The organism is Paenibacillus sp. OAS669 (assembly GCF_014873645.1).
GTDB lineage: Bacteria > Bacillota > Bacilli > Paenibacillales > NBRC-103111 > Paenibacillus_S > Paenibacillus_S vulneris.
Genome location: NZ_JADBDR010000001.1, coordinates 310,352 through 331,536, shown reverse-complemented (window position 1 = coordinate 331,536; position 21,185 = coordinate 310,352). Strand labels below are relative to the sequence as shown.

General features: G+C 50.9%; 12 protein-coding genes. 11 read left to right on the top strand and 1 reads right to left on the bottom strand.

All coding sequences use genetic code 11. The features are described from left to right. Positions 1–7 precede the first annotated feature (7 nt). The 9 genes from GGC63_RS01240 (at position 8) to GGC63_RS01200 (ending at position 16,183) form a co-directional block, all read left to right on the top strand. On the top strand, positions 8–187 hold the full coding sequence (locus GGC63_RS01240) for a hypothetical protein (protein WP_192700786.1): 180 nt from the start codon (positions 8–10) through the stop codon (positions 185–187). 153 nt (positions 188–340) lie between these two features. Continuing rightward, complete coding sequence (locus GGC63_RS01235; protein ID WP_225947853.1) at positions 341–940, top strand: glycerol-3-phosphate responsive antiterminator; 600 nt, start codon at positions 341–343, stop codon at positions 938–940. A gap of 282 nt (positions 941–1,222) precedes the next feature. Beyond that, positions 1,223–6,724, top strand: coding sequence for a glycerophosphodiester phosphodiesterase family protein (locus GGC63_RS01230; protein ID WP_318780961.1), 5,502 nt, complete (start codon positions 1,223–1,225; stop codon positions 6,722–6,724). Positions 6,725–6,987: 263 nt separating this feature from the next. Continuing rightward, on the top strand, positions 6,988–7,770 hold the full coding sequence (locus GGC63_RS01225) for an HAD-IIA family hydrolase (RefSeq protein ID WP_318780982.1): 783 nt from the start codon (positions 6,988–6,990) through the stop codon (positions 7,768–7,770). Positions 7,771–7,908: 138 nt separating this feature from the next. Further along, positions 7,909–9,249, top strand: coding sequence for an ABC transporter substrate-binding protein (locus GGC63_RS01220; RefSeq protein ID WP_192700784.1), 1,341 nt, complete (start codon positions 7,909–7,911; stop codon positions 9,247–9,249). A gap of 135 nt (positions 9,250–9,384) precedes the next feature. After that, on the top strand, positions 9,385–10,278 hold the full coding sequence (locus GGC63_RS01215; RefSeq protein ID WP_192700783.1) for a carbohydrate ABC transporter permease: 894 nt from the start codon (positions 9,385–9,387) through the stop codon (positions 10,276–10,278). A 21-nt stretch (positions 10,279–10,299) separates the two neighbouring features. Beyond that, on the top strand, positions 10,300–11,112 hold the full coding sequence (locus GGC63_RS01210; RefSeq protein ID WP_192700782.1) for a carbohydrate ABC transporter permease: 813 nt from the start codon (positions 10,300–10,302) through the stop codon (positions 11,110–11,112). A 62-nt stretch (positions 11,113–11,174) separates the two neighbouring features. Continuing rightward, on the top strand, positions 11,175–12,011 hold the full coding sequence (locus GGC63_RS01205) for a sugar phosphate isomerase/epimerase family protein (protein WP_192700781.1): 837 nt from the start codon (positions 11,175–11,177) through the stop codon (positions 12,009–12,011). A 395-nt stretch (positions 12,012–12,406) separates the two neighbouring features. Further along, on the top strand, positions 12,407–16,183 hold the full coding sequence (locus GGC63_RS01200) for an OmpL47-type beta-barrel domain-containing protein (RefSeq protein WP_192700780.1): 3,777 nt from the start codon (positions 12,407–12,409) through the stop codon (positions 16,181–16,183). A gap of 129 nt (positions 16,184–16,312) precedes the next feature. On the opposite strand, the gene GGC63_RS01195 is transcribed toward GGC63_RS01200, so the two are convergent. Beyond that, positions 16,313–18,622 (bottom strand): putative bifunctional diguanylate cyclase/phosphodiesterase, encoded by a 2,310-nt coding sequence (locus GGC63_RS01195; RefSeq protein WP_192700779.1) that lies wholly within the window; start codon positions 18,620–18,622, stop codon positions 16,313–16,315. A 693-nt stretch (positions 18,623–19,315) separates the two neighbouring features. Here GGC63_RS01195 and GGC63_RS01190 point away from each other — a divergent pair. Beyond that, positions 19,316–20,269, top strand: coding sequence for an ABC transporter permease (locus tag GGC63_RS01190; protein WP_377740576.1), 954 nt, complete (start codon positions 19,316–19,318; stop codon positions 20,267–20,269). Between the two features lie 19 nt (positions 20,270–20,288). Beyond that, positions 20,289–21,170 carry a carbohydrate ABC transporter permease gene (locus GGC63_RS01185; protein ID WP_192700778.1) on the top strand — a complete coding sequence of 294 codons (882 nt, stop codon included), beginning with the start codon at positions 20,289–20,291 and terminating at the stop codon, positions 21,168–21,170. Positions 21,171–21,185 lie beyond the last annotated feature (15 nt).

Below are 21,185 nucleotides of genomic sequence, written 5' to 3'. Positions count from 1 at the left end.
GGCATGATTGATCACGGTGACAATCAGCGAAATCGTGGTTATCGGCCGTAACCTGAATGGAAGCGTCTCCGCTTACAGCTTGCCGGTTGTGCAGCCGGTTAAGACAACTGCGCAAGAGGCAAAGACCCAGCAGCCCCGAAAGCTGGTTCCATTTCGGGTGCGGGGTCTTTTTGCTTTATCTCAATAAGGGACCGACGGAATGCTTGGCTAATCAGACTTGATTGAAGTCGAAATTTTCACTCTTTTTTCTGCCCGTTTAACGTTCCAATAACAATCATTTGTTAAGTTAGATACAGGATAACAAATTTGAGTTATGGGAACGAAGGGGGAGCGGTATACTTTGAAGCATGAACTGCACAATTATTGGGGCAACGATAGAATCATTCCAGCTGTGCGCAGACCGGAGGATTTATCGGCAGCTTGCCGTGGCGAGTGGCTGGCGGTATTTTTGCTGACCGGTGATTTATTTACGGTAGAGGATTATGTCACACAAGTGCAGCGTGCAGGGAAAAAGGTGTTTTTGCACGTCGATTTCATTAACGGGCTCGGCGGGGACCCGATCGTAATGAAATTTATAGCGGAGCGGGTAAAGCCGACAGGCATTATTTCTACCAAAAGCCATTTCATCAAGCATGCCAAAAAGAACGGGCTGCTGGCGATTCAGCGTCTTTTTCTTATCGATACGTCGGCGCTGGAGCATGGAATTCAGAACATCGAACAAAGCGGTCCCGATGCGGTGGAAATTATGCCGGGGCTGATTCCGCGCGTCATTACAACATTGAAGAACCGTATTTCATTGCCGATTATTGCCGGTGGGCTGATTCAAGACCGCAGCGAGATTGACACCGCGTTGCAGGCAGGGGCTAGTGCGGTTTCGATGGGCAGCAAGCATCTGTGGGTCCCTAGGGAGGAAGGAAATTTACAATTTTTTCAACACTAGTTGATGCAGCGATAACAAACCGTTGGTAGAGTAGGACTTGTAACGGACAAAAGAATAACGAGGGTACGAGTCGAGGAGAAAACCCTTTATGCAACAGATGGAAACGCCCCTGTCAAAGGGATCCCTGTTTTCGTTTTGTGTTGGATAAAGGGTTTTTTGTGTTGAGTAAAAGACAAAGGAGGCGGATAGCCAAAAAAGCCAGCTTTTAAAAAATACCAGGCGGTGTCAGTTCGGTAAGAGGCTTTACGTGAACCTATCATGAGAAAAAAGGAATGAGATCCCGTGAAAAGAACATCAACCAAGCTCGTACGCATGGCTACGGTCACTGCGCTGATCGCTGGTCTTCTTCAGCCTATTGCGGCCCTTCCGCACGCTCAAGCGGCGGATACCGGCAGGAAATCGCTTGATGTCCGCAAAACGTTAACCGCTCCTGTTATCGACGGCAAGCTGGATGAAAGCTTGTGGAAAGTCGATCAACCGCTGGCCGTCCAGGTCGGACAAGGCACGTTTAAGGACGCCAAATTCGGGCTGCTGTGGGACAACCAGTACTTATATATCGGTGTGAAATCGGATGATGACAGCTTGATACATAACGGAACCGGCAATTGGTTCGAGCAGGATAACATCAATGTGTTCCTTGATCCTACGCTGCATCAATCCGCTCCTTATCAGAATGACGACATGCAGGTCGGCCTTGTATACCAGCCTAATTCAAGCACGCCGGAATTTCATTTCGGTGCGGCGCTGAATGGACACAGCGGGAAGAACGAGAAAAAAATATTACGGGCGATTAGCCAATTGCCTACGGGTTGGTCTACGGAAGTAGCGATACCGTGGGATATGCTAAATTTCGATCCGAATTTGAAAAAACAGCTGGGGATGGAGATCGGAGTTACGGATAGATACGGTACAGCTGCAGCGGAACAACGATCAAGCTACTGGAGCGCTTACCAATCCTCCTCCTTTTGGAACGATACATCCGGATACGGCATCTTGAACCTCGTGGAAGCAAACCCGGTATCCGGGACGGTCAATCCGGTGCTGCTGCAGGAAAATTTCGATGGTGTTCCCGCCGGGCAAATCCCGGTGAACTGGATTTCCGATGTGAATGCGGGAAGCCCGGAATTCTCGGTAGTCAAGGATACGTATGGTGATGGAAGAATGACTTTCAATGGCAGCTCGTCCGGCAAGCAGAGCCGGATTACAGCTCCAGTGCAATGGGACAATTATGCCATCGAAGCGGATATGCGGTTTGAGGCCGTAGTGAACGATGCCAGATGGGCGTCGATTATGTTCCGCGTGCCTGCAAACGGTAAAAATCCGTACGACCAGATGGCGATTCGCCGCAACGGCACCTATGAGCTGGCTTATCGGATGCCGGATAACAACTGGGCTTCTCCGACACCGGTTTCGGGAACGTGGCAGACACTCGCGATGAATACGTATTATACGATGAAGGTGCGCGTGTTCGACAACAATGTAAAAGAATATATTAAAGCCAAGACGGACCCGGCTTATACGCTTTTGATGGATAAGAGCTTTACTACCAACCTGCTGGAGCGCGGGAAGATCGGCTTGCAGGCAGACCAGAGCAAGGTTTCGTTCGACAATGTGAAGGTGACACGAATTACGGCTGACCGGTTGGACGTGACGATGCCGAGTACACTGGAGGCGCTGACAGGCGGACAGACCGTGACAAGCAGTGTATATTACTCCGACGGAATTACGGAGCCGGTTGCAGCCGATCGCGTGAAGCTGTACTCAGGGGATGAGAGCATTATTAAGATCATAAATAATCAGCTGGTGCCGCTCAAGCCAGGCAAAGTAACGATAAAGGCGGTCTATGCCAACGCAGAAGCGAAGCAGGAGATTACTGTGACGCCTTCTCTGACCGGCTTGAAGACAGTTGCCTTGAAGCATGACGAAGGTTATTTGCTGGCAGTCACCCATCAGCCTCTCGATTTGAGCAAGGTGACGCTAAAAGCCGAGTATAACGATTTGACGACGGGCACAACAACCGGAGATCAATTGAGCTGGACCTCGAGCAGCCCGGATGCTGCCGTATCCGGTGGGCAGCTTATCATCAACAAGAAAGGGATTTATACGATCACCGGAACGAAGGATAATGCAGCAGTCTCGCTGGTCGTCGTAGCCAAAGACGCGGCAGATGCGGAGTATGTGCTGTATGAGGAAAGCTTCGACGCTTTGCCTGACGGAACCATGCCTCCCGGCTGGACAAGAAAGGAAGGAGCGACACCGTCGGCAGCGGCTGTAATGAACGGGGCGTTCGAAATCAATGCAGCAGCCTCACCGGATAACCCCTCCCGGGTTCTGCTCCCTTCCTATTTGGGCTTATTCGGAAACTATAAGATTGAAGCCGATGTTACCCATTTGGCGGCTAACGATACGGCAAGATGGCATTCCCTGATGTTCCGAATTCAAAATCACGATTACCCTTATTACCAAATGGCGGTAAGAAAAGATGCGACCGCAGCCAATGGTGTCGAATTTGCGGAGAGAACACCGGCTAACGCTTGGAACGTCATCGATCGGGCTTCCAATACGGAAGCGATTGATTCGGCCAAAATGTATCACTATACGGTGAAAGCTTACGGCAGCAGGGTTCAGGAGTCGATTAATAATAAGGTCATTATCGATACAGATGCGGCCACTGCCTATGCGAAAGGCGAAATCGGTTTGCAGTCCAACGGAAGTACAATGAGACTCGACAATCTGCGGATCACGCTGCAGCAGGATACACTTCCGCCGCTTCCGAACGGACATTTCGCGGATGTGCAGGAGCCTGACACGAAGATCGCTATGGCGGCTTCCATTGTAACGGACATTCAAAGCACCGATGATTTGGTGAAGCTGAATCAGCCGATGCTTCCATCCACTGTCATTTTCCATGTGGCGGAAGGGTTGAAGGTAACCGACAACTCCGGTCAAAAGACGATTGGCAGTCTGGACACGCTTCTTAGCGCGATTGATGGGCGAATGATTCCTGCTTTTTATGTAACGGATGCCGCAACAGTGGATCAATTGACGGCATTTTTGGCGGATCAAGGCTGGGAGGATGCGGATATCATTTCCGATCAAGCAGCACTGATTCAAAGGGCGCGGACGGCTTACCCGAGTATCAGGGGCATTCTCGATTTCAGTGCCAACGATAAGCTGACGAAAGCGGAACTGCTGGATATCCGCAGTCAAACGGCTGCAGCCCAAGCCAGAATCGCGATATTACCGCAAAAGCTGGCTTCGAGAGATAACGTCGCTTATTTGCAGCAGCGGATGATTACGGTTTGGACCAAAGCAGGAACGACGGCTTCGGAGTCGGAATCCACAGTCCAAATGCATCAAATGATTACGTCCGGCGTCAACGGCATTGTGACCGCTGCACCGGAAGCGGCTTGGAAAGCGCTCAAGGTGTATTCCAATAACACGACGCTGATCCGTAAACCCTACATCGTAGCTCACCGGGGAATGCCTGCGAACTCTCCTGAAAATACAATCGAGAGCAATCGTGAGGGCTTAAAAGCCGGCGCTGAATTTATTGAGAATGATATGTACATTTCCAAGGACGGACATATTGTAATCCTGCATGACGGATCATTGGAAAGGACGACGAACGGTACTGGAAACATTGAAAATTATACGCTGGCGGAGCTGAAGCAGCTCAATGCCAACAAGCCGTATCCCGCCGGTTATCCGGATGTCAAAATACCTACGCTGGATGAGCAGATTGATCTGGCTAATGAATACGGCGCGATGGTGATGGCTGAAATCAAGACAGCAACACCGGCGGCGGTCGACGCTTATGTTAAGCTGTTGAAGGATAAAAATGCCGTTGGGATCGTCAATACGATGTCATTTGACCTGAATCAGCTGAAGCGGATGTCGGCGCTGATGCCGGAAATGCCGCTTGGCTTGCTCGGCAGCGGCTACGCGAATGAGACGAACGTAAAGAAATCGCTTCGTGAGACATTAAAGGCGCTTCAAGGCATTAATGCTTCGTACAACCCTGGTTACGGAGAGATAGGACCTAAATTTATGGAGGCTTCAAAGCACCGGGGACTCGTCATTTCTCCCTGGACCTTCAACAAGAAGAGCGACTTTATTAAATTTATGAAAATGGGCGCTTTCGGCATAACGACGGATTACTCCCTATGGGCTTCCGATTGGGCGGCATCCATTCGTCCCGAGAAGGACAAATATGAACTTGCGGCAGACGAAAGTGTAGATGTATCCGCTATAGTGAAATCTTACAAAGGAACAGAAACGAACGTGAAGCCGGCCGTGATTGTGATCGGAGGACAAGATACAGTCGAAGTGAACGGATCGAATGTGACTGCCAAGAAAGCAGGGACTGCCCATGTGCTGTTAAGATACACGGCTTCGCTGGATGAAAGCAACGTTTATGATATTTATACGCAGCCTATCGCAATTCAAGTGGCAGGCGGCAACACTGGAGGCGGCGACGGCGGTAACACCGGAGGCGGCGACAGTGGCGATGATGAGGGTGATTCCCGCAGCAGCACCGGAAACGGACATAGTCACTCGGGCGGCACAACAACTCCTGGCGGCGACTCGTCTGCATCAACACCTGCCGCACAGGTTGTGGCAGCTAAGGAAGGGACAGCGAACGCAGATGAGCTGAGGAGAGCCTATGAAGCTCACAACAAAGTACAAGTGCAATTTACTGGCCATTCCGTAGAGTTTGCAGCATCAGGGCTTACAGAGGCTGCCCAGGCAGGTGGTAAAACGCTGCAGCTTTCCGGAGAGCGGACTTCCTATACGATCCCGCTGTCGGGATTGAAGCTGGATGCTATTGCCCAGCAGCTCGGAACTGGGATTGAGAATGTATGGATCCGCTTTACATCTAATAAGCAGGGAGGAACGGAAGCTGCCGATTTACAGAAGCTAACAGCAGCAGCTGGAGGCAAGCCATTGACGGAAGCGGTACGCTTTGATGTGGAAGCTGCTACTAAGGAAGGGAAATCGGTGGCGATTGCTATGAATTCCCAAATGGCAGTAAAGGAGATCAAACTGGATCAAGCCGTTGTTCCAGGCAATGCGACCGTCGTGCAGCTGATTCCGGGAAGTCATCAACTGCGGTTTGTTCCGGCTGTGTTCACGATGAAAGAGGGTCATATGACAGCTATGTTGAAAGGCGGCAGAGACCAAGCTGCGTTTATGATTATCGAGAATCATAAGGCATTCTCCGATTTGGACAAGCATTGGGCGAAGAATGACATCGAACTGTTAGCCAATAAGCTTGTTGTGGACGGTGTCGACGGGAAACGCTTTGACGCAGACCGTCACATTACCCGTGCGGAGTTTGCGACACTGCTGGTAAGGGCGCTGGGGCTTGACGCAGCTGCAGCAAAGAACAAGTCCGGCTTCAGTGACGTGGCGGCGAACGATTGGTATGCGGAAGCAGTTGAAGCGGCTGCAACAGCAGGCTTGCTTGGCGGATACGAGGACGGAACGTTCCGTCCAAACCGTGAAATTACGCGGGAGGAGCAAGCGGCCATGATGGTCCGCGCGCTTCGCAACGTGGGGCTCGAGACTGGAATGACCCAAGCGAAGCAGCAGGAAATGCTGGCGGCGTTCAAGGATGCCGGACAGATCGGCTGGGCCAAGGCCGACGTGGCTGCGGCGCTGCAGGCCGGATTAATGAACGGCATGACATCCGATACGATCGATCCGCAAAGCTTTGCAACTCGGGCGCAATCGGCTGTGCTATTGAAACGCTTCTTGGGCAAGGCAGGCTTTATCAATTAATGGAATGCAGATGCTGAAGTCGGGGCAACACTTTTACAAATCCTTCACTTTCCCTTGATTTTGCGATAACAGTGGTCGTTTATACTTATAGTGTAAGCAAGAAGCAAGATGAATAGATGCAAGGGTACGAGACGAGGAGAAAACCCTTTATGCACCGGATGAGAGATGTACAGGCCAATACTGGCTTGGACGAGTATTATTCGGTGGATAGGGGGTTTTTTGTGTTGTCTTCTAGGGAGGGGGCTGCATGAAACTTGCCGGATGTGAACGAATTTGACGGCTATTTTTTTGACTTGGACGGAACGATTCTGCTAGGGGAGCAGCTGCTTCCCGGTGTTCCGGAAACATTGGGGGCGCTTCGTGCAGCCGGCAAACAGGTTTTGTTCTTGACGAATACGACAACCCGGACGCGGGCTGAATGCAGCCTTCGGCTTCAGAGGCTGGGGCTTGCGGCGGAAGTCGGCGAGATTATGACGGCTGCTTACGCCTCAGCGCTCTACCTGCGCGATCAAGGTAGGCGTACAACAGTATTCGTAGTCGGTGAGAGTGCACTCATGAAAGAGCTGGTAGCCCAGCAGATTCGGGTTACCGCAGACCCGTTGAAGGCGACTCATGTGCTTGTTGGTATGGACATGCATTTTCATTATGACAAGCTGCATCAGGCTATGAAAGCTGTACGCAACGGAGCGGAGCTCATTGCAACCAATCCGGACCCGTTCTGTCCGATCGACGGGGATGAAATCCCGGATACATGGCCCCTTGTGAAGGCGATTGAAGCGGCGAGCTGTACGGCTTCGGTCGTCATTCTCGGCAAGCCGTCGCCTCATTACGGCGCCATGGTGCTGGAGCGGAGCGGATTGTCCGCAGAACGGTGCTTAATGGTCGGCGACCGTCTGGAGACCGATATTATGTTCGGGGTTACCAACGGTATGCGAACCGCCCTAGTGCTGACGGGTGTCACCGATAAGGCGCAGCTGCGCCAGTTTCAGGTACAGCCGGACTACGTATGGGATGCGCTGAGTGATCTGTTATTGCTAAAGCGTTAAGTGAAAATGAGATCGATATTTAACCCTGTCTTCACACAGTCCTAATCACATGTTTACACTTGTCCGTTACAGTGGGAATAGACAAAAGGGAAGCGGGGCTTATGCATGCACCTAATTCATTGTATAAGGAGAGATATCATGAGTTCCATGATGAAGAAAATGATTAGCCTCGCGCTTTGCTGCTCTACCTTGGCGGCTTGCGGGCAAACAGGCACGACTTCCAAGCAGGCAGCGCCACCGGCAGCGTCAACTGCGCCCGCTAATGAAACGAAAGCAGACGAAAAAGTCGAGCTGACCTTCTATTACCCTATCGCGGTAGGCGGTCCATTGACGGCAACCATTGAGTCGATGGCGCAAGAGTTCACGAAGCAAAATCCGAATATTACCGTGAAGCCGGTATATACAGGCAGCTATGCAGATACTGCAGTGAAAACACAAGCGGGCGTACAAGGCAAAAACCCGCCAGATGTAGCAGTGCTGCAATCGACGGAGCTGTTCAGCCTGCTGGACATGAACGCGGTCATTCCGCTGGACGATTACATAGCCAAAGAGGGCGGGGACAAGTATTTGTCCGATTTTTACCCGGCATTTATGGCGAATTCCCAAACCGGCGGCAAAACCTACAGCATTCCGTTCCAGCGCAGCACCATCGTGCTTTACTATAACAAGGATATGTTCAAGCAGGCGGGTCTCGACCCGGAGAAGGCGCCTCAGACATGGGCGGAAATGAAGGAATACGCCCAAAAGCTGACCAAGAACGGCACCTGGGGACTGGAAATTCCGGTGACAGGCTATGGCTACTGGATGCTTCAAACCTTCGCCCTGCAAAGCGGCAAAAACCTGATGACCGAGGACGGCAAAAAGGTCATGTTCAACACACCTGAGAACGTTGCTGGCTTGAAGTATTGGTACGACTTGTCCCATAAGGACAAAGTGATGCCGGAGGGAGTAACCGATTGGGGAACGGTGCCTTCCGACTTCCTGGAAGGGAAGACGGCTATGATGTACCATACGACAGGCAACCTGTCCAATGTGAAAAAGAACGCCAAATTCAATTTCGGCGTCAGCTTCTTGCCTAAAAATACAAGCTTCGGCAGTCCGACAGGCGGCGGCAACTTCTACATCTTCAAGGACATCGACAAGAAGAAGCAGGATGCAGCTTGGAAATTCGTCAAGTTCATGACCGAGACCGAGCGTGCGGCGCAATGGAGTATTGACACCGGGTATGTTGCAGTGAAGAAATCCGCATACGATACGGACCGTATGAAAAAGTACGCAGCTGACTTCCCTGCGGCACTTGTTGCCCGTGACCAGCTGCAATATTCTGCGGCCGAGCTGTCCACACACAACAACGGGAAAGTAATGAAGACGCTGAATGACCAGGTGCAGGCAGCACTGACCGGTGCGGCGACGCCGGAGGAAGCGTTGAAGAAGGCTCAGGAGGAAGCGGACAAAGCGCTGGCTCCGTTCAACAAATAACATTCGGAATGGGTTCCGCTGCATGGGGCTAAGCCTTTCGGCTCTTACTTGCGCTTTGCGGCGGCAGCCCATTTTCTTTTCACAGCTCGACAATTCACTTATCGATGGATCGGCTTTACTGAAGGAGGTTCTTGTATGGGCGCTACGGCGTTAAAGAAACATTGGAGAACAAACACCTTTGCTTGGCTGCTGCTGCTGCCTTCGCTCTTATTTTTGTTCCTATTCACGTTTTACCCGATGGCCAAAACGATCAAGCTGAGCTTGTACCAAGCGGATTTGGCCACTCCGGTCCCGATGTTTATCGGGCTGGACAACTACAAGCACTTGGCTGAGGACGAGATCTTCTGGAAAGTAATGGGCAATAACCTGTGGTTTGCCATCGGTACGGTACCTACCTCGATAGCGTTAGCCATCGTGATGGCGATCTTCGCCAACAAAGCCATGCGCGGGACCGGTCTCGTGCGCGCCGCCTTTTTTTACCCGACGATGATTCCTATGATTGCCGTAGCGAACATTTGGCTATTTATTTATACACCGCAGTACGGGCTCTTAAGCCGGTTGATGAAAATGATCAGTGTCGGGGAGCTGCAATTGCTTGGCTCGTCTCAGCTTGTGATGTGGGCGATGATCATTATGGTTATTTGGAAGGAAGCGGGTTATTTTATGATTTTTTATTTGGCAGGGCTGCAAAATATTTCGCCGGACCTGTATGAATCCGCACAAGTTGACGGGGTGTCACGGTGGACGGTTTTTCGCAAAATCACGTTCCCCCTGCTCATGCCAACCACCTTGTTCGTCACCATTGTGGCACTGACCAATTCGTTCAAGCTGGTCGATCACATTATGATCATGACCAAGGGCGGGCCGAACAACGCGAGCAACCTGCTGCTGTACTATATCTACGAAACGGCGTTCAGCTTCTGGGATCAAGGGATGGCTTCGACCTTGACGGTCGTCATGATCGCGGTGCTGCTGTTGTTCGCAGCGTTGAACTTTTTCGGACTGGACAAAAAGATACACTATCATTGAAGCAGAAAGACAGGCGATACCATGCGGTATAATAAGATAACCTGGGGCCGGGGGCTCCTCTTCCTATTCGCGCTGCTGTGGCTCGTGCCGCTGGTTTGGATGCTCCAGACGGCATTCCGGCCGAAGCAGATTGCGCTGAGTCCGGGTTTTTCCCTTGAATTTACTTTGCAAAACTTCGCGACAGTGTGGTCGGCTGCGCCGTTCGCACAGTATTATTTCAATACGATCTTGATTGTAGTGGGTGTCTTTGCAGTTCAGATGGTTACGGCGACCATGGCCGGGTTCGCATTTGCCCGGGTCAGCTTTGCCGGGAAAAATATCGTATTTCTTCTGTTCCTCGTTCAATTGATGGTGCCTGCCGATGTACTCATTTTTCCAAACTATACGGTATTAAAGGAATTGTCGCTGCTGGATACGAAGCTGGGCATTATGCTCCCGTATTTCGCCTCGGCTTTCGGCATATTTTTGCTGCGCCAAATGTTCAAGACAATTCCGCCGGAGCTGGATGAGGCCGCTGTAATGGAAGGATTCTCAAAATGGAGAATCATGTGGCAGATTTATTTCCCTCTGGCGCGTCCTTCGTATATAGCGTTCGGGCTTGTCTCCGTGAGCTATCATTGGAATAATTTCCTTTGGCCGCTCATAGTCACCAACTCCGTGGAGAATCGCCCGCTTACGGTGGGGCTTGCCATTTTTGCGCAATCCTATGAGATCGGTGCTCAGTGGACGGAGGTCAGCGCAGCGACACTGTTGGTCATTGCTCCATTAATGGTCGGATTCCTGCTGTTCCAACGTCAATTCATAAACAGCTTTATCCATTCGGGGATTAAGTAAAGAAGGCACGCAGTTCCCGATTGATAGAAAGAGAGGATAGGATCCATAAGGAGGAGAATCAAATGAAGGAACAAAGCAAATACTCCGTATCTACCTATGCTTTAATTGAGCTGCCTTTGGAGGAGGCTGTGCAGCGCCTGCTGCAGGAAGGCTGGACAATGATCGAGATTATGGGTGAAGGACGGCATGCCGAAGTGTTTGACTGGCCGGAGGAACGGCTGGATGCGCTGAAGCGGTTGGGACAGGCGCACAGGGTAACCTGGTCGCTGCATGCGCCTATCACCGGCTTGAATCTAGCCTCTATCGGGGAAGAGGAGGTTCGCACTACCGTCCAAATGCTCGAGCGCAGCTTGGAGGTAGCACGAAAGCTGGAATGTACGCATGTCGTCATTCACCCCGGCGAGCTTTCTCCCGAAGAGGAAGGTGTGACGTGGGCTGACACGGAAGCGGTGGCGACGCGCGCAGCTGGCGTGCTATCCGATGCCTTGCGGATTACCGAAAGCATGGGTATCATCATGGCGCTTGAAAATGTGCCTCCTTATCCGGGACTGCTCGGTGCGGATGCAGACTTCTTGCTTCAAGTGCTTCACAAGCTGCCGCCTTCCGGCTTCGGAATTATTTTTGACGTAGGGCACATGCATTTGACTGGGGCAGGCATGTGCATGTCTGCGTTGCGGGAGGTATTGCCTTATGTCGTAGGCATTCATTGGAGCGACAACAATGGGGAACATGACGATCACATGAGGCTAGGCGCAGGCACAGTGCCATTGCAGGAAGTGATTGATTTACTTCAGGCATCCGACTATACGGGGGCTTGGGTACTCGAGCTTCGGAGCTTACACGATGTGGAAGCTTCGGCAGCGTGGCTTGATGAACACCGGACCATTCTGGCCAACTGAATGGGAGCCTTAGTTTTGTATGGAGCTCAATCAAATATGAAACAACTATAACGGAGCCGGGGTTTGCGGACTCCGTTTTTTCTGCAAGACCTATATTCCAATAACAGGATATCGAGGTTTAAAAGCCCAATGGAATGGAATCGGATTTGCAATATACAATAACGCCAGCTGCCGAACCATTCCTCCAGGATTCGTTCAGCCTGTCAAAATCCCGTTTTGGTTCATGTGGTATAGGAATGAACCATTGTCATCTCTGAAGCAAAGTGAGTAAGATGGCGGTACATGCCGGTAAGGGAGGGAGATCAAGAACGCTGAATTGCATGACCACGACCCTAATTGTAAGCATTTACATTTGTGGTTGAGAGGCAGGAACATTTTAAAACAGGAGGATGGGTATGAAAAGAAGACGGTTGGCTCTTATTTTAAGTGTTGCTATGGGTCTTTCATTATTCCAGCTGCCGATGCCTGCAGCATTCGCTGCTTATGATTCGCTGCCGGCGTTTCCGGGGGCGGAAGGCTTCGGATATGCCGCTGCCGGAGGGCGCGGAGGTGAAGTGTATCACGTCACCAGCTACGACCTTACAGGACCGGGGACGTTCCATGACGCACTGACAACGGCCGGATCGACGCCGCGGACGATTGTATTCGATATTTCGGGCGAGCTCACGATCCCTCAGATCATCGTTTCGGGCAAGTCCAAGATTACCATTGCAGGCCAAACCGCGCCGGGGGACGGAGTGACGATCCGCGGCAACAACATCCGGTTTGTTAACTGCAGCGATATCATCATTCGGTATATGCGGTTCCGGATGGGGGCGCAAAGCTTTAACGATGATTCGATGTATTTGGAGGATTGCCGTAATGTGATGATCGATCACTCCTCCTTTTCCTGGGGAACCGATGAAGTACTGTCCATCAAGAGCAAAGATTACAATAATCCGAAATCCAAAAATATTACGGTTCAGTGGTCGATCATTTCGGAAGGCTTGCTCACGCATTCCATGGGCGGACTGGTAGAAATGAATACGATTACAATGCATCATAATCTGTATGCTCATAACAACGACCGCAACCCAAAAACCAAGGGTGTAATGGATTTTGTGAATAACATTATCTATAACTGGGGCGGTTATCCTTATGTAGCTGGCGGCGAATCCGGTACCAAAGGCTACGGCAATGTCGTCGGCAACTATTTCATCGCAGGAATGAATTCCGCCAACCCGCAATATGGGGTTGTTCGCGGTAATGAGAACTATAATCTTTATCTTACAAACAACCGTATCGACAGCAACAAGAATGGGATTCTCGATGGAACGGATACGGGAACCGGGATGATGGAAGCGGAAAGACCTAGCCTCATCGTGCCGGAACGCTTCGAATATCCGCCGGTACATACGCAAGAGCCCGAAGCGGCTTATGAAAATATTCTGAGTCACTCCGGCGCATCGATCTCTCGGGACAAAGTGGACGAGCGGGTGATCGATAGTGTGCGTCATCAAACCGGAGCTATTATCGGGAATGAAAATGACGTCGGAGGGTTTCCTCAGCTGGCCAGAACCAAGGAATCCCTCGACACGGACCGCGATGGAATGCCGGACGCCTGGGAGATAGCCAAAGGTTTGAATCCGAACGACCCCGAGGATCGAAACGGCGATCTCAATGGTGACGGTTACACCAACCTCGAGGACTATCTGAACGAACTGGCGGCACCGGGCTTCCCTGCGAATTATCCTCAAACGCCGCCTGCGTGGACGGGAACGCCATTCGATCCGCCGGCACAGCCCCCGACAGAGCAGCCCGATCCGGAGCCTGCACCTAGCATGGACGGGAAAACGCTGCGGAATGTCGTCATTCACGATAACAGCGGCAGCGGTACCGCCAATGCGGCAAACTGGTCGGTTCAAAGCAATTTCCAGCCTGGCGATTTCGTAGCCGGGGACCGTATGACTGGAAGTAAAACGTATAAATTTGTGACCATACCAGATGAACTGAAGGGAATGGAGTGGATTCGTTCTGCGGTAGCCTCCAGAAGCTCGACCAGTGCGGATTTGCTATCCTTCTATTTAGCTGCGGATGCGGACGTATATGTCGCCCATGATTCGAGGATTTCGTCCCGCCCGCAATGGCTGACATCGGCATACGAAGATACGGGACTGGTCATCGCCGATGACCAGCCGGTACAGTACAAGCTGTTCAAAAAGCGTTATCCGGCAGGCTCCCATGTAGTCATGGGGGCAAATAACAACACCTCCAACATGAACTATTTCGTTATTCTGAAGCCGGTAAGCCCGGACACGAAGGCTCCGGCGGCAGCGCCTTCAGGGCTTGCGGGTGAGCTAACGGCCGGGCCCGCGATTTTGCTCCAATGGGAGCCTGTCGATGGTGCGGATCAGTATTTGATTTATCGATCCACGTCGACGATGCCGTACTTTAAAGTCATCGGAAGCTCCAAATCCACGGAGTACACGGATGCCGCCACGGTGCTCGGGATTACGTATCAGTATAAAGTGTCCGCCGTCAATGCGGGCGGCGAATCCCCGCAATCGAGCCCTGTGGAAGTGCTTGCCTTCGATCCGTCGAAGCCGAAACCGTCGGTTCCTACAGGACTGCAGGCAGCGGATGCGAAAAGTATGTCCGTAGCACTGAAATGGTCACCTGTAGATGGTGCTGTCAGCTACGAAATCTACAGGGCCGACTTACCGGACGGCACGTATCGGAAGATCGCGGCCGTATCCAAGGCGGCATTCACCGACAAGACAGTCAGCCCGTCCACGTCGTATTCCTATAAAGTGGCTGCGGCGGGAGTCGGAGGGGCATCCGCCTTGTCCGAGGGCGTCAGCACGACGACGAAACCGCAGGTTTCGCAACCGCAAGCGCCGGAAGGCTTGACAGCGGGTGAGGTGACAGCCGCCGCGTTCGCCATTCAGTGGAATCCGGTTGATTCGGCAGAACGTTATTACGTTTACAGGAAAGGGATCGGCGACAACGATTTTACCCGGCTCGGCAGCACGGTTTCGCCTCGTTATCTCGATGATACGGTAAGCGCGGACCGCGCCAGTTACATCTACAAGGTGACGGCGGAGAATGAAATGGGCGAATCGGCAGCATCCCGCGAGCTGGCCATTGATATGCCGCTGCCCGCGACGCCTTCGCAGCTTTTTGTCGGATTAAAGGGAGAGACGTTCGTTGGGCTTATCTGGACATCCCATGGCGGGGCGACCCAATATAATGTGTACCGGGAATCAGCAGGAGAACCAATGCAATATGTAGGATATGCCAAGGTGGATACGTTCTACGATCGTACCGTCAAGCCTGGGGTAGAGTACACCTACTATATCACCGGGAAAAACGCGAGCGGGGAATCGGGGCCGTCCAATCGGGTAACGGTCAAGACGCCGGAGACATCCAAGGACATAACGCCGCCTGTTACGACGACGGACGCCAAGCCAGGCTGGCATAACACCGCTCAAACGATCAATCTGATTGCGATTGATGCCGAGGGCTCTGCTGTATCAACCTATTACAGAGTAGACGACGCTCCATTCCAGGCAGGCAATCGGATCGAGATCGGTCAAGAAGGAGTGCATACGCTCCGTTATTACAGCGTTGATGCATCAGGCAACCGGGAAGACATCCAATCCGCACAGGTAAGCATCGATCTTACCGGACCGGTCGTTCCGCTGTCCGTTACAGAATCGGTCTATCATTCGGATGCCGTGAATATCCGTCTGGATATTACGGATGCGCTGAGTGGCGTGGACCAAGTGAAAGCGACGCTTGACGGCAAAGAAGTAAGTCTGCCGATTACGGCAGCTCCTTACGAGCTATCGATCGGTGATCACGCAATGACGGTAACGGCGACAGATCATGCCGGAAACGTAACGGTTCAGCACGGGGTATTAAAGGTCGTGATGAACCGCGGTTACTTGGATGAAGCCTTACAGTCGGCGTATGATCAGGGCCTTATCACGAATAAAGGTATCCTGAACAGCCTGCTCTCCAAAGTGAACCGTATCCAAAGCGAAACGGATCCTGCGAAGATCATCAACGCATTGAATTCGCTTGAGAACGAACTAAAGGCGCAGGCAGGCAAGCATATTGATGCGGCCTTCGCACAGCACCTGCTTTCGGATATCGATTATTTAATAAGTCAAGCTAAGGATCAACCCTAAGAAAGGGTAAAGACGATTGCTTCCCGATGCGTAAATCGGGGAGCAGTCGTTTTGTTTTATTGGTGCGAAAAAAGAACCTTCAACCGCCATGTTCGGCGAAAGAAGGTTCTTAGCTAATAACCAGCCCGTTTATAATGCAGCCTTCACAGAGGCTGCTTGTCCGGCAAAAACCTCGCTCATTTCATCGGCAGGCAGCGGCTTTTGAAAATAATAGCCTTGAATCCAGTCACAGCCATGCTGTTTGAGGAATTGGAACTGCTCCTCCGTTTCTACCCCCTCGGCAATGACCGTCAGCTTCAAGCTGCTTGCCATCGCCAGGATGGCCTTGACTATCGAAGCTTTGCCGGAATCGCCGGAAACCTCGGAAATGAATGTCTGAGCCATTTTTAGCACATCAACCTGCAGCAGCTCTAAATAGCCTAGAGATGAATACCCGGTCCCGAAGTCGTCCATCGCGATTTGCACACCGAGCCGTTTGAGTCTATGCAGCTTCTCTACGGTTTCTCTTTCTTCCTGAATCGCGATCCCCTCGGTTATTTCAAGCACGAGCAGCTCGGGCGGAAGCCCTGAGGTTTCCAGTACGGAGATCACCATATCCACAAAATTGGCCTCGTTGAACTGCCGGGGCGAGACATTGACGGATAAATGAAAGGCTGGAGCCCCCTCATCCATCCAAAGCTTCGCCTGATTACAAGCTGTGCGGATGACCCATTCGCCGATGGGGACGATCAAGCCGGTCTCCTCTGCCAGCGGAATAAATTCAGCGGGGGACACCATGATTCCGGACGGCTTCTGCCAGCGAATCAGGGCCTCAATACCAACGAGCTTCTGACTGGCAGTATCGATTTGTGGCTGATAGTAAAGAATAAAGTCCCCTTGCTCCAATGCCTTTCGAAGGTCGGTCACCATCGCCATCTTAAGAGACAGGGCCTGATTAAACTCCTCGTCATAGAAGACCGCACGATTTTTACCAAGTGATTTCGCTTTATACAAAGCGATATCCGCATTCCTGAGCAGCGCAGATACGGTAGTTCCATCTTTCGGGTATACGGAAATCCCGACGCTTGCCGACGTACATACTTCCCCTTGCTCAAGCTGAAACGGGCGGCTGATTTCCTCGATAATGCGCCGGGAAAGCTCCAGCAATTCTTCCTCGGAGCAGGTTTTGCACAGCATTGTAAATTCGTCGCCGCCCATGCGGGCTACAAAATGCCGTTTATCCGCAAGTGCAGTCAATCGGGCGGCGACCGCTTTAATGAGGGCGTCCCCGGTGCTGTGGCCATAGCTGTCGTTAACATATTTAAAGCGATCGAGATCGAAAAACAGAACAGCCAAGCTATGCTGCCCGCCTTCGTTTGCAGCTGCCATGTCAATGTCTTGTGCTGCCTGGATTTCAAACATACGCCGGTTGGGGAGAAGCGACAGCTGGTCGTGGGAAGCCAAAAATTCAGCTTGGCCAAGCATCAGCTGCCATTTGTGCATCAGCTTATCGTTCTCCAGTAAAACGGTGATTTGCCGAATAACGATAAGCGCTACAGTAGCCGTGCTTGCAATAAAAATAGCATCCATCATTTGCGAATCGATCCGACATACCGAAAAGGCGAGAAAAACGATCGCACTGCTATAGGGCAGGAGATATCGCAGCTTCGAGGCGGCCTCCTGAGGAACTGCAATACGAGCGGTGTCGGGCTTTAGCCTAGTGGAACTCAATCCGGCGATAGCAACCAGCATAGCTGAAGCGCTGTACAGAGGGTCAATCCATCCGCCGATCATGTATGTATTGGTTGTGAGCTGGGTCAAGTATAATGTATCTGTAATAACAAACACGATGAATCCCGAGGCAAAAGGGAAAAATACCTTTTTTGGATAAGGAAAGCGGCGGGTATAAAAAAGCATGAATAAGCTGATAAAGATGACCAGGTCTGTTACCGGATAGGAGGAGGTTGCCACGGCCCCCCACACGGTTGTCCTTTTAAGAAGCTGTGCAAGCTGCGGGTGAATGACGTATTCCCAGCTCATTATGCTAACAATAATAAAGACAATCAGGGTATCAAACAAAAAACGAACGCCTTGATAAATGCTCCTTTCTTTTACCAACAAATACACGAGGGCGCTAACATAGGTTATGTTTTGCAGGTTCCAGAAAACATCTCCGATGCTGGGAACCGGAGCCACGATGCCGAGAACCCAATCGTATACAATCCACGAGAGCAGGGCAAGGATGTAAAGGATGTCCGCCCACGATAATAGACTCCAAAACCGGCGGTAATGCCCATGCTGCTTACGGGCCGCGTACCGCAGTGTGAAAAAAGATAATAAGTAAGGAATAGTCTCTATGGCAAGGATCAAGCTGGGACAGTCTCGTAAATAAGGAAACAAAAGATACTGCATGATAATAAACCCTGTAATTATGTATAAAAGCCTGTTGGGGCTGAACATATCGGTTCCCTCCTAGCTCATGCAGGTGGCTTGGTTCGTAACGGAGCGAGACTATGGAATGCAAGCGAAAGAGCATCATTCCCGACTCCCTCAAGTAACATCCCTTCTGAATCAGCAATTTTTTCATAGGATGTTAATTCAAGCGCTTGCAATTTGAGTGAGCTTAAAGACCTAGATTCGTTTGGGGCTTGTTGCCTAATTATAATGCTGCTTCAATCCACCTGTAAATAGGAAGGATAGCAGGTCTTTTGGCGTGCAGGCTGCCAAATGTTCGAGTCAAGGAAACACATTTGTCATACATATGCGATTCCCTGGTTCTCCATAGCATCATGGGTATCCGTACGCCAACAATTCGTGGATGCTTTGGGTGCGGCCTAAAAGTCGCTCCTAACTGGCTTTCATGCCGCATTCATCATGGGTACACTACTAGGAGCAAATCAATTATAATCCCCGTTTGATAAAGGCATTGATCCTCAAATGCCTTATCGAACGGGGATTTTTTTCATACGCAACTAATGACAATGAGTGCAATTAATGACTGTTTGCCATAGTCATCATTCTATGAATGGTAAGCCACAGCCGATTCAAGCTGATCTGAACAAGTAGGGACTATCGACGGAAATCTCCATCCCGCCGTATGATGAATCTGCAATTTCACTAGATGTCATGGAGAATCGAAAGGAAGGAAGTCACATGCAAACCAATATGAATGCGCGGGTCTCTTCACCTCCGGCAGCGAGGTCATCGACGTTGATGGGGAGGCTGGTGCGGAACCGCTGGCTCTATTTTATGGTCGTCCCAGGTCTTTTGTACTTTCTCATATTTAAGTACTGGCCCATGTACGGAATTTTTATCGCATTTAAAGACTATCAACCGTTTCTTGGCTTTTGGGACAGTCCGTTTGTCGGACTTAAGCATTTCGAGCGCTTTTTTAGCGACTCCAATTTTCTCGTCCTGTTTCGCAACACACTAATTCTTGCTACTTACAATATCCTGTTCTTCTTTCCGCTGCCGATTGTGATTGCGCTCATGTTAAACGAGCTGAGGCTTGAATTCGTTAAGCGTACCGTTCAAACGCTGGTTTATATTCCTCACTTTATGTCCTGGGTCGTCGTGGTTGGGATCGCCTACATCTTTTTGACGACGGAAGGCGGCATTGTGAACGATTTGCTGGCCCGTTACGGGGGAGACAAGATCAATTTTCTTGTAAGCAACGAGTGGTTCCGGACCATTATTACTGCAGAGGTGATATGGAAGGAAACCGGATGGGGGACTATCATTTTCCTGGCGGCCTTGGCAGGTGTCGATCCTCAGCTGTATGAAGCCGCACGCATGGATGGGGCAAACCGTCTCCGCCAGCTGTGGCATATTACCTTGCCGGCTATTCGCAGCACTATTGTCATTCTGCTGATCCTCCGGCTGGGAAGCTTTCTTGATACAGGCTTCGAACAAATTTTCCTGATGCTTAATGCGATGAACCGCGAGGTAGGGGAAGTCTTCGATACTTATGTCTACTCCGTCGGCATTAGTCAAGGACAGTACAGCTTCAGTACCGCGGTCGGCTTGTTCAAGTCGGTGATCGGCTTCATTCTTGTTGTCGTGTCCAATTATTTGGCCAAAAAATTCGGAGAAGAAGGTATTTACTAGATAGGAGGGGCTGAAAGTTATGCGGATCAAAACAAGCTGGGGCAGCCGGGTATTTGACAGCATTAATATGACGCTGTTGATTCTATTCGCTTTACTTACGGTAATCCCATTCATTTATGTTATCGCCGGATCATTTGCTACACAGAAGGAATTGCTGCAGCGGGGCTTCATCTTATTCCCGACGGAATTTACGCTGGATGCTTACAAGTATATTTTTTCCACGCAGACACTGGTTAGAAGCTTGCTAGTTACCGTTTATATTACGGTCGCAGGTACGCTGATCAACATTTTCCTTACATGCTTAATGGCGTATCCGTTAGCCCGCAAAGATATGGATTTCCGCAGGCCAATCCTGATGCTTGTCGTATTCACGATGCTGTTCAGCGGTGGAATGATACCTACATTTCTGGTTGTCAAGCAATTGGGAATGATCAATACGTACTGGTCCTTGCTGATCCCGGGCGCTATCAGTGCATTCAACTTAATTATTATACGGAACTTTTTTCAACAGCTGCCAGATGGACTGGAGGAGTCCGCCAAAATGGACGGATGTAATGATCTGGGCATCTTTTTCCGGATCGTCCTTCCGCTGTCTATGCCTGCGATCGCAACATTCTCGCTCTTCTACGCCGTAGGTCATTGGAATACGTTCTTCAGCGCTGTGCTGTATATCAACGATAGCGCCAAATGGCCGATACAAGTGCTTCTAAGACAAATTGTTATTCTTGCCTCAGGGGGGATTGGAGACTCCGCCAGTATGGGAGCAGAATATGTTACTCCTCCGGAGCAATCGGTGAAGATGGCAGTCATTGTGGTATCTACTCTTCCGATCCTGCTGGTATACCCTTTTTTACAGAAACATTTTGCCAAAGGGGTACTGCTAGGCTCGGTTAAGGGATGAAGATATAATAGGAAC

Bases quoted from the DNA above. Each gene is read 5' to 3' on its own strand.
- GGC63_RS01215 (WP_192700783.1), top strand. From the start codon at position 9,385: ATGGGCGCTACGGCGTTAAAGAAACATTGGAGAACAAACACCTTTGCT.
- GGC63_RS01200 (WP_192700780.1), top strand. From the start codon at position 12,407: ATGAAAAGAAGACGGTTGGCTCTTATTTTAAGTGTTGCTATGGGTCTT.
- GGC63_RS01205 (WP_192700781.1), top strand. From the start codon at position 11,175: ATGAAGGAACAAAGCAAATACTCCGTATCTACCTATGCTTTAATTGAG.
- GGC63_RS01220 (WP_192700784.1), top strand. From the start codon at position 7,909: ATGAGTTCCATGATGAAGAAAATGATTAGCCTCGCGCTTTGCTGCTCT.
- GGC63_RS01195 (WP_192700779.1), bottom strand. From the start codon at position 18,622: ATGTTCAGCCCCAACAGGCTTTTATACATAATTACAGGGTTTATTATC.
- GGC63_RS01210 (WP_192700782.1), top strand. From the start codon at position 10,300: ATGCGGTATAATAAGATAACCTGGGGCCGGGGGCTCCTCTTCCTATTC.
- GGC63_RS01185 (WP_192700778.1), top strand. From the start codon at position 20,289: ATGCGGATCAAAACAAGCTGGGGCAGCCGGGTATTTGACAGCATTAAT.
- GGC63_RS01190 (WP_377740576.1), top strand. From the start codon at position 19,316: ATGCAAACCAATATGAATGCGCGGGTCTCTTCACCTCCGGCAGCGAGG.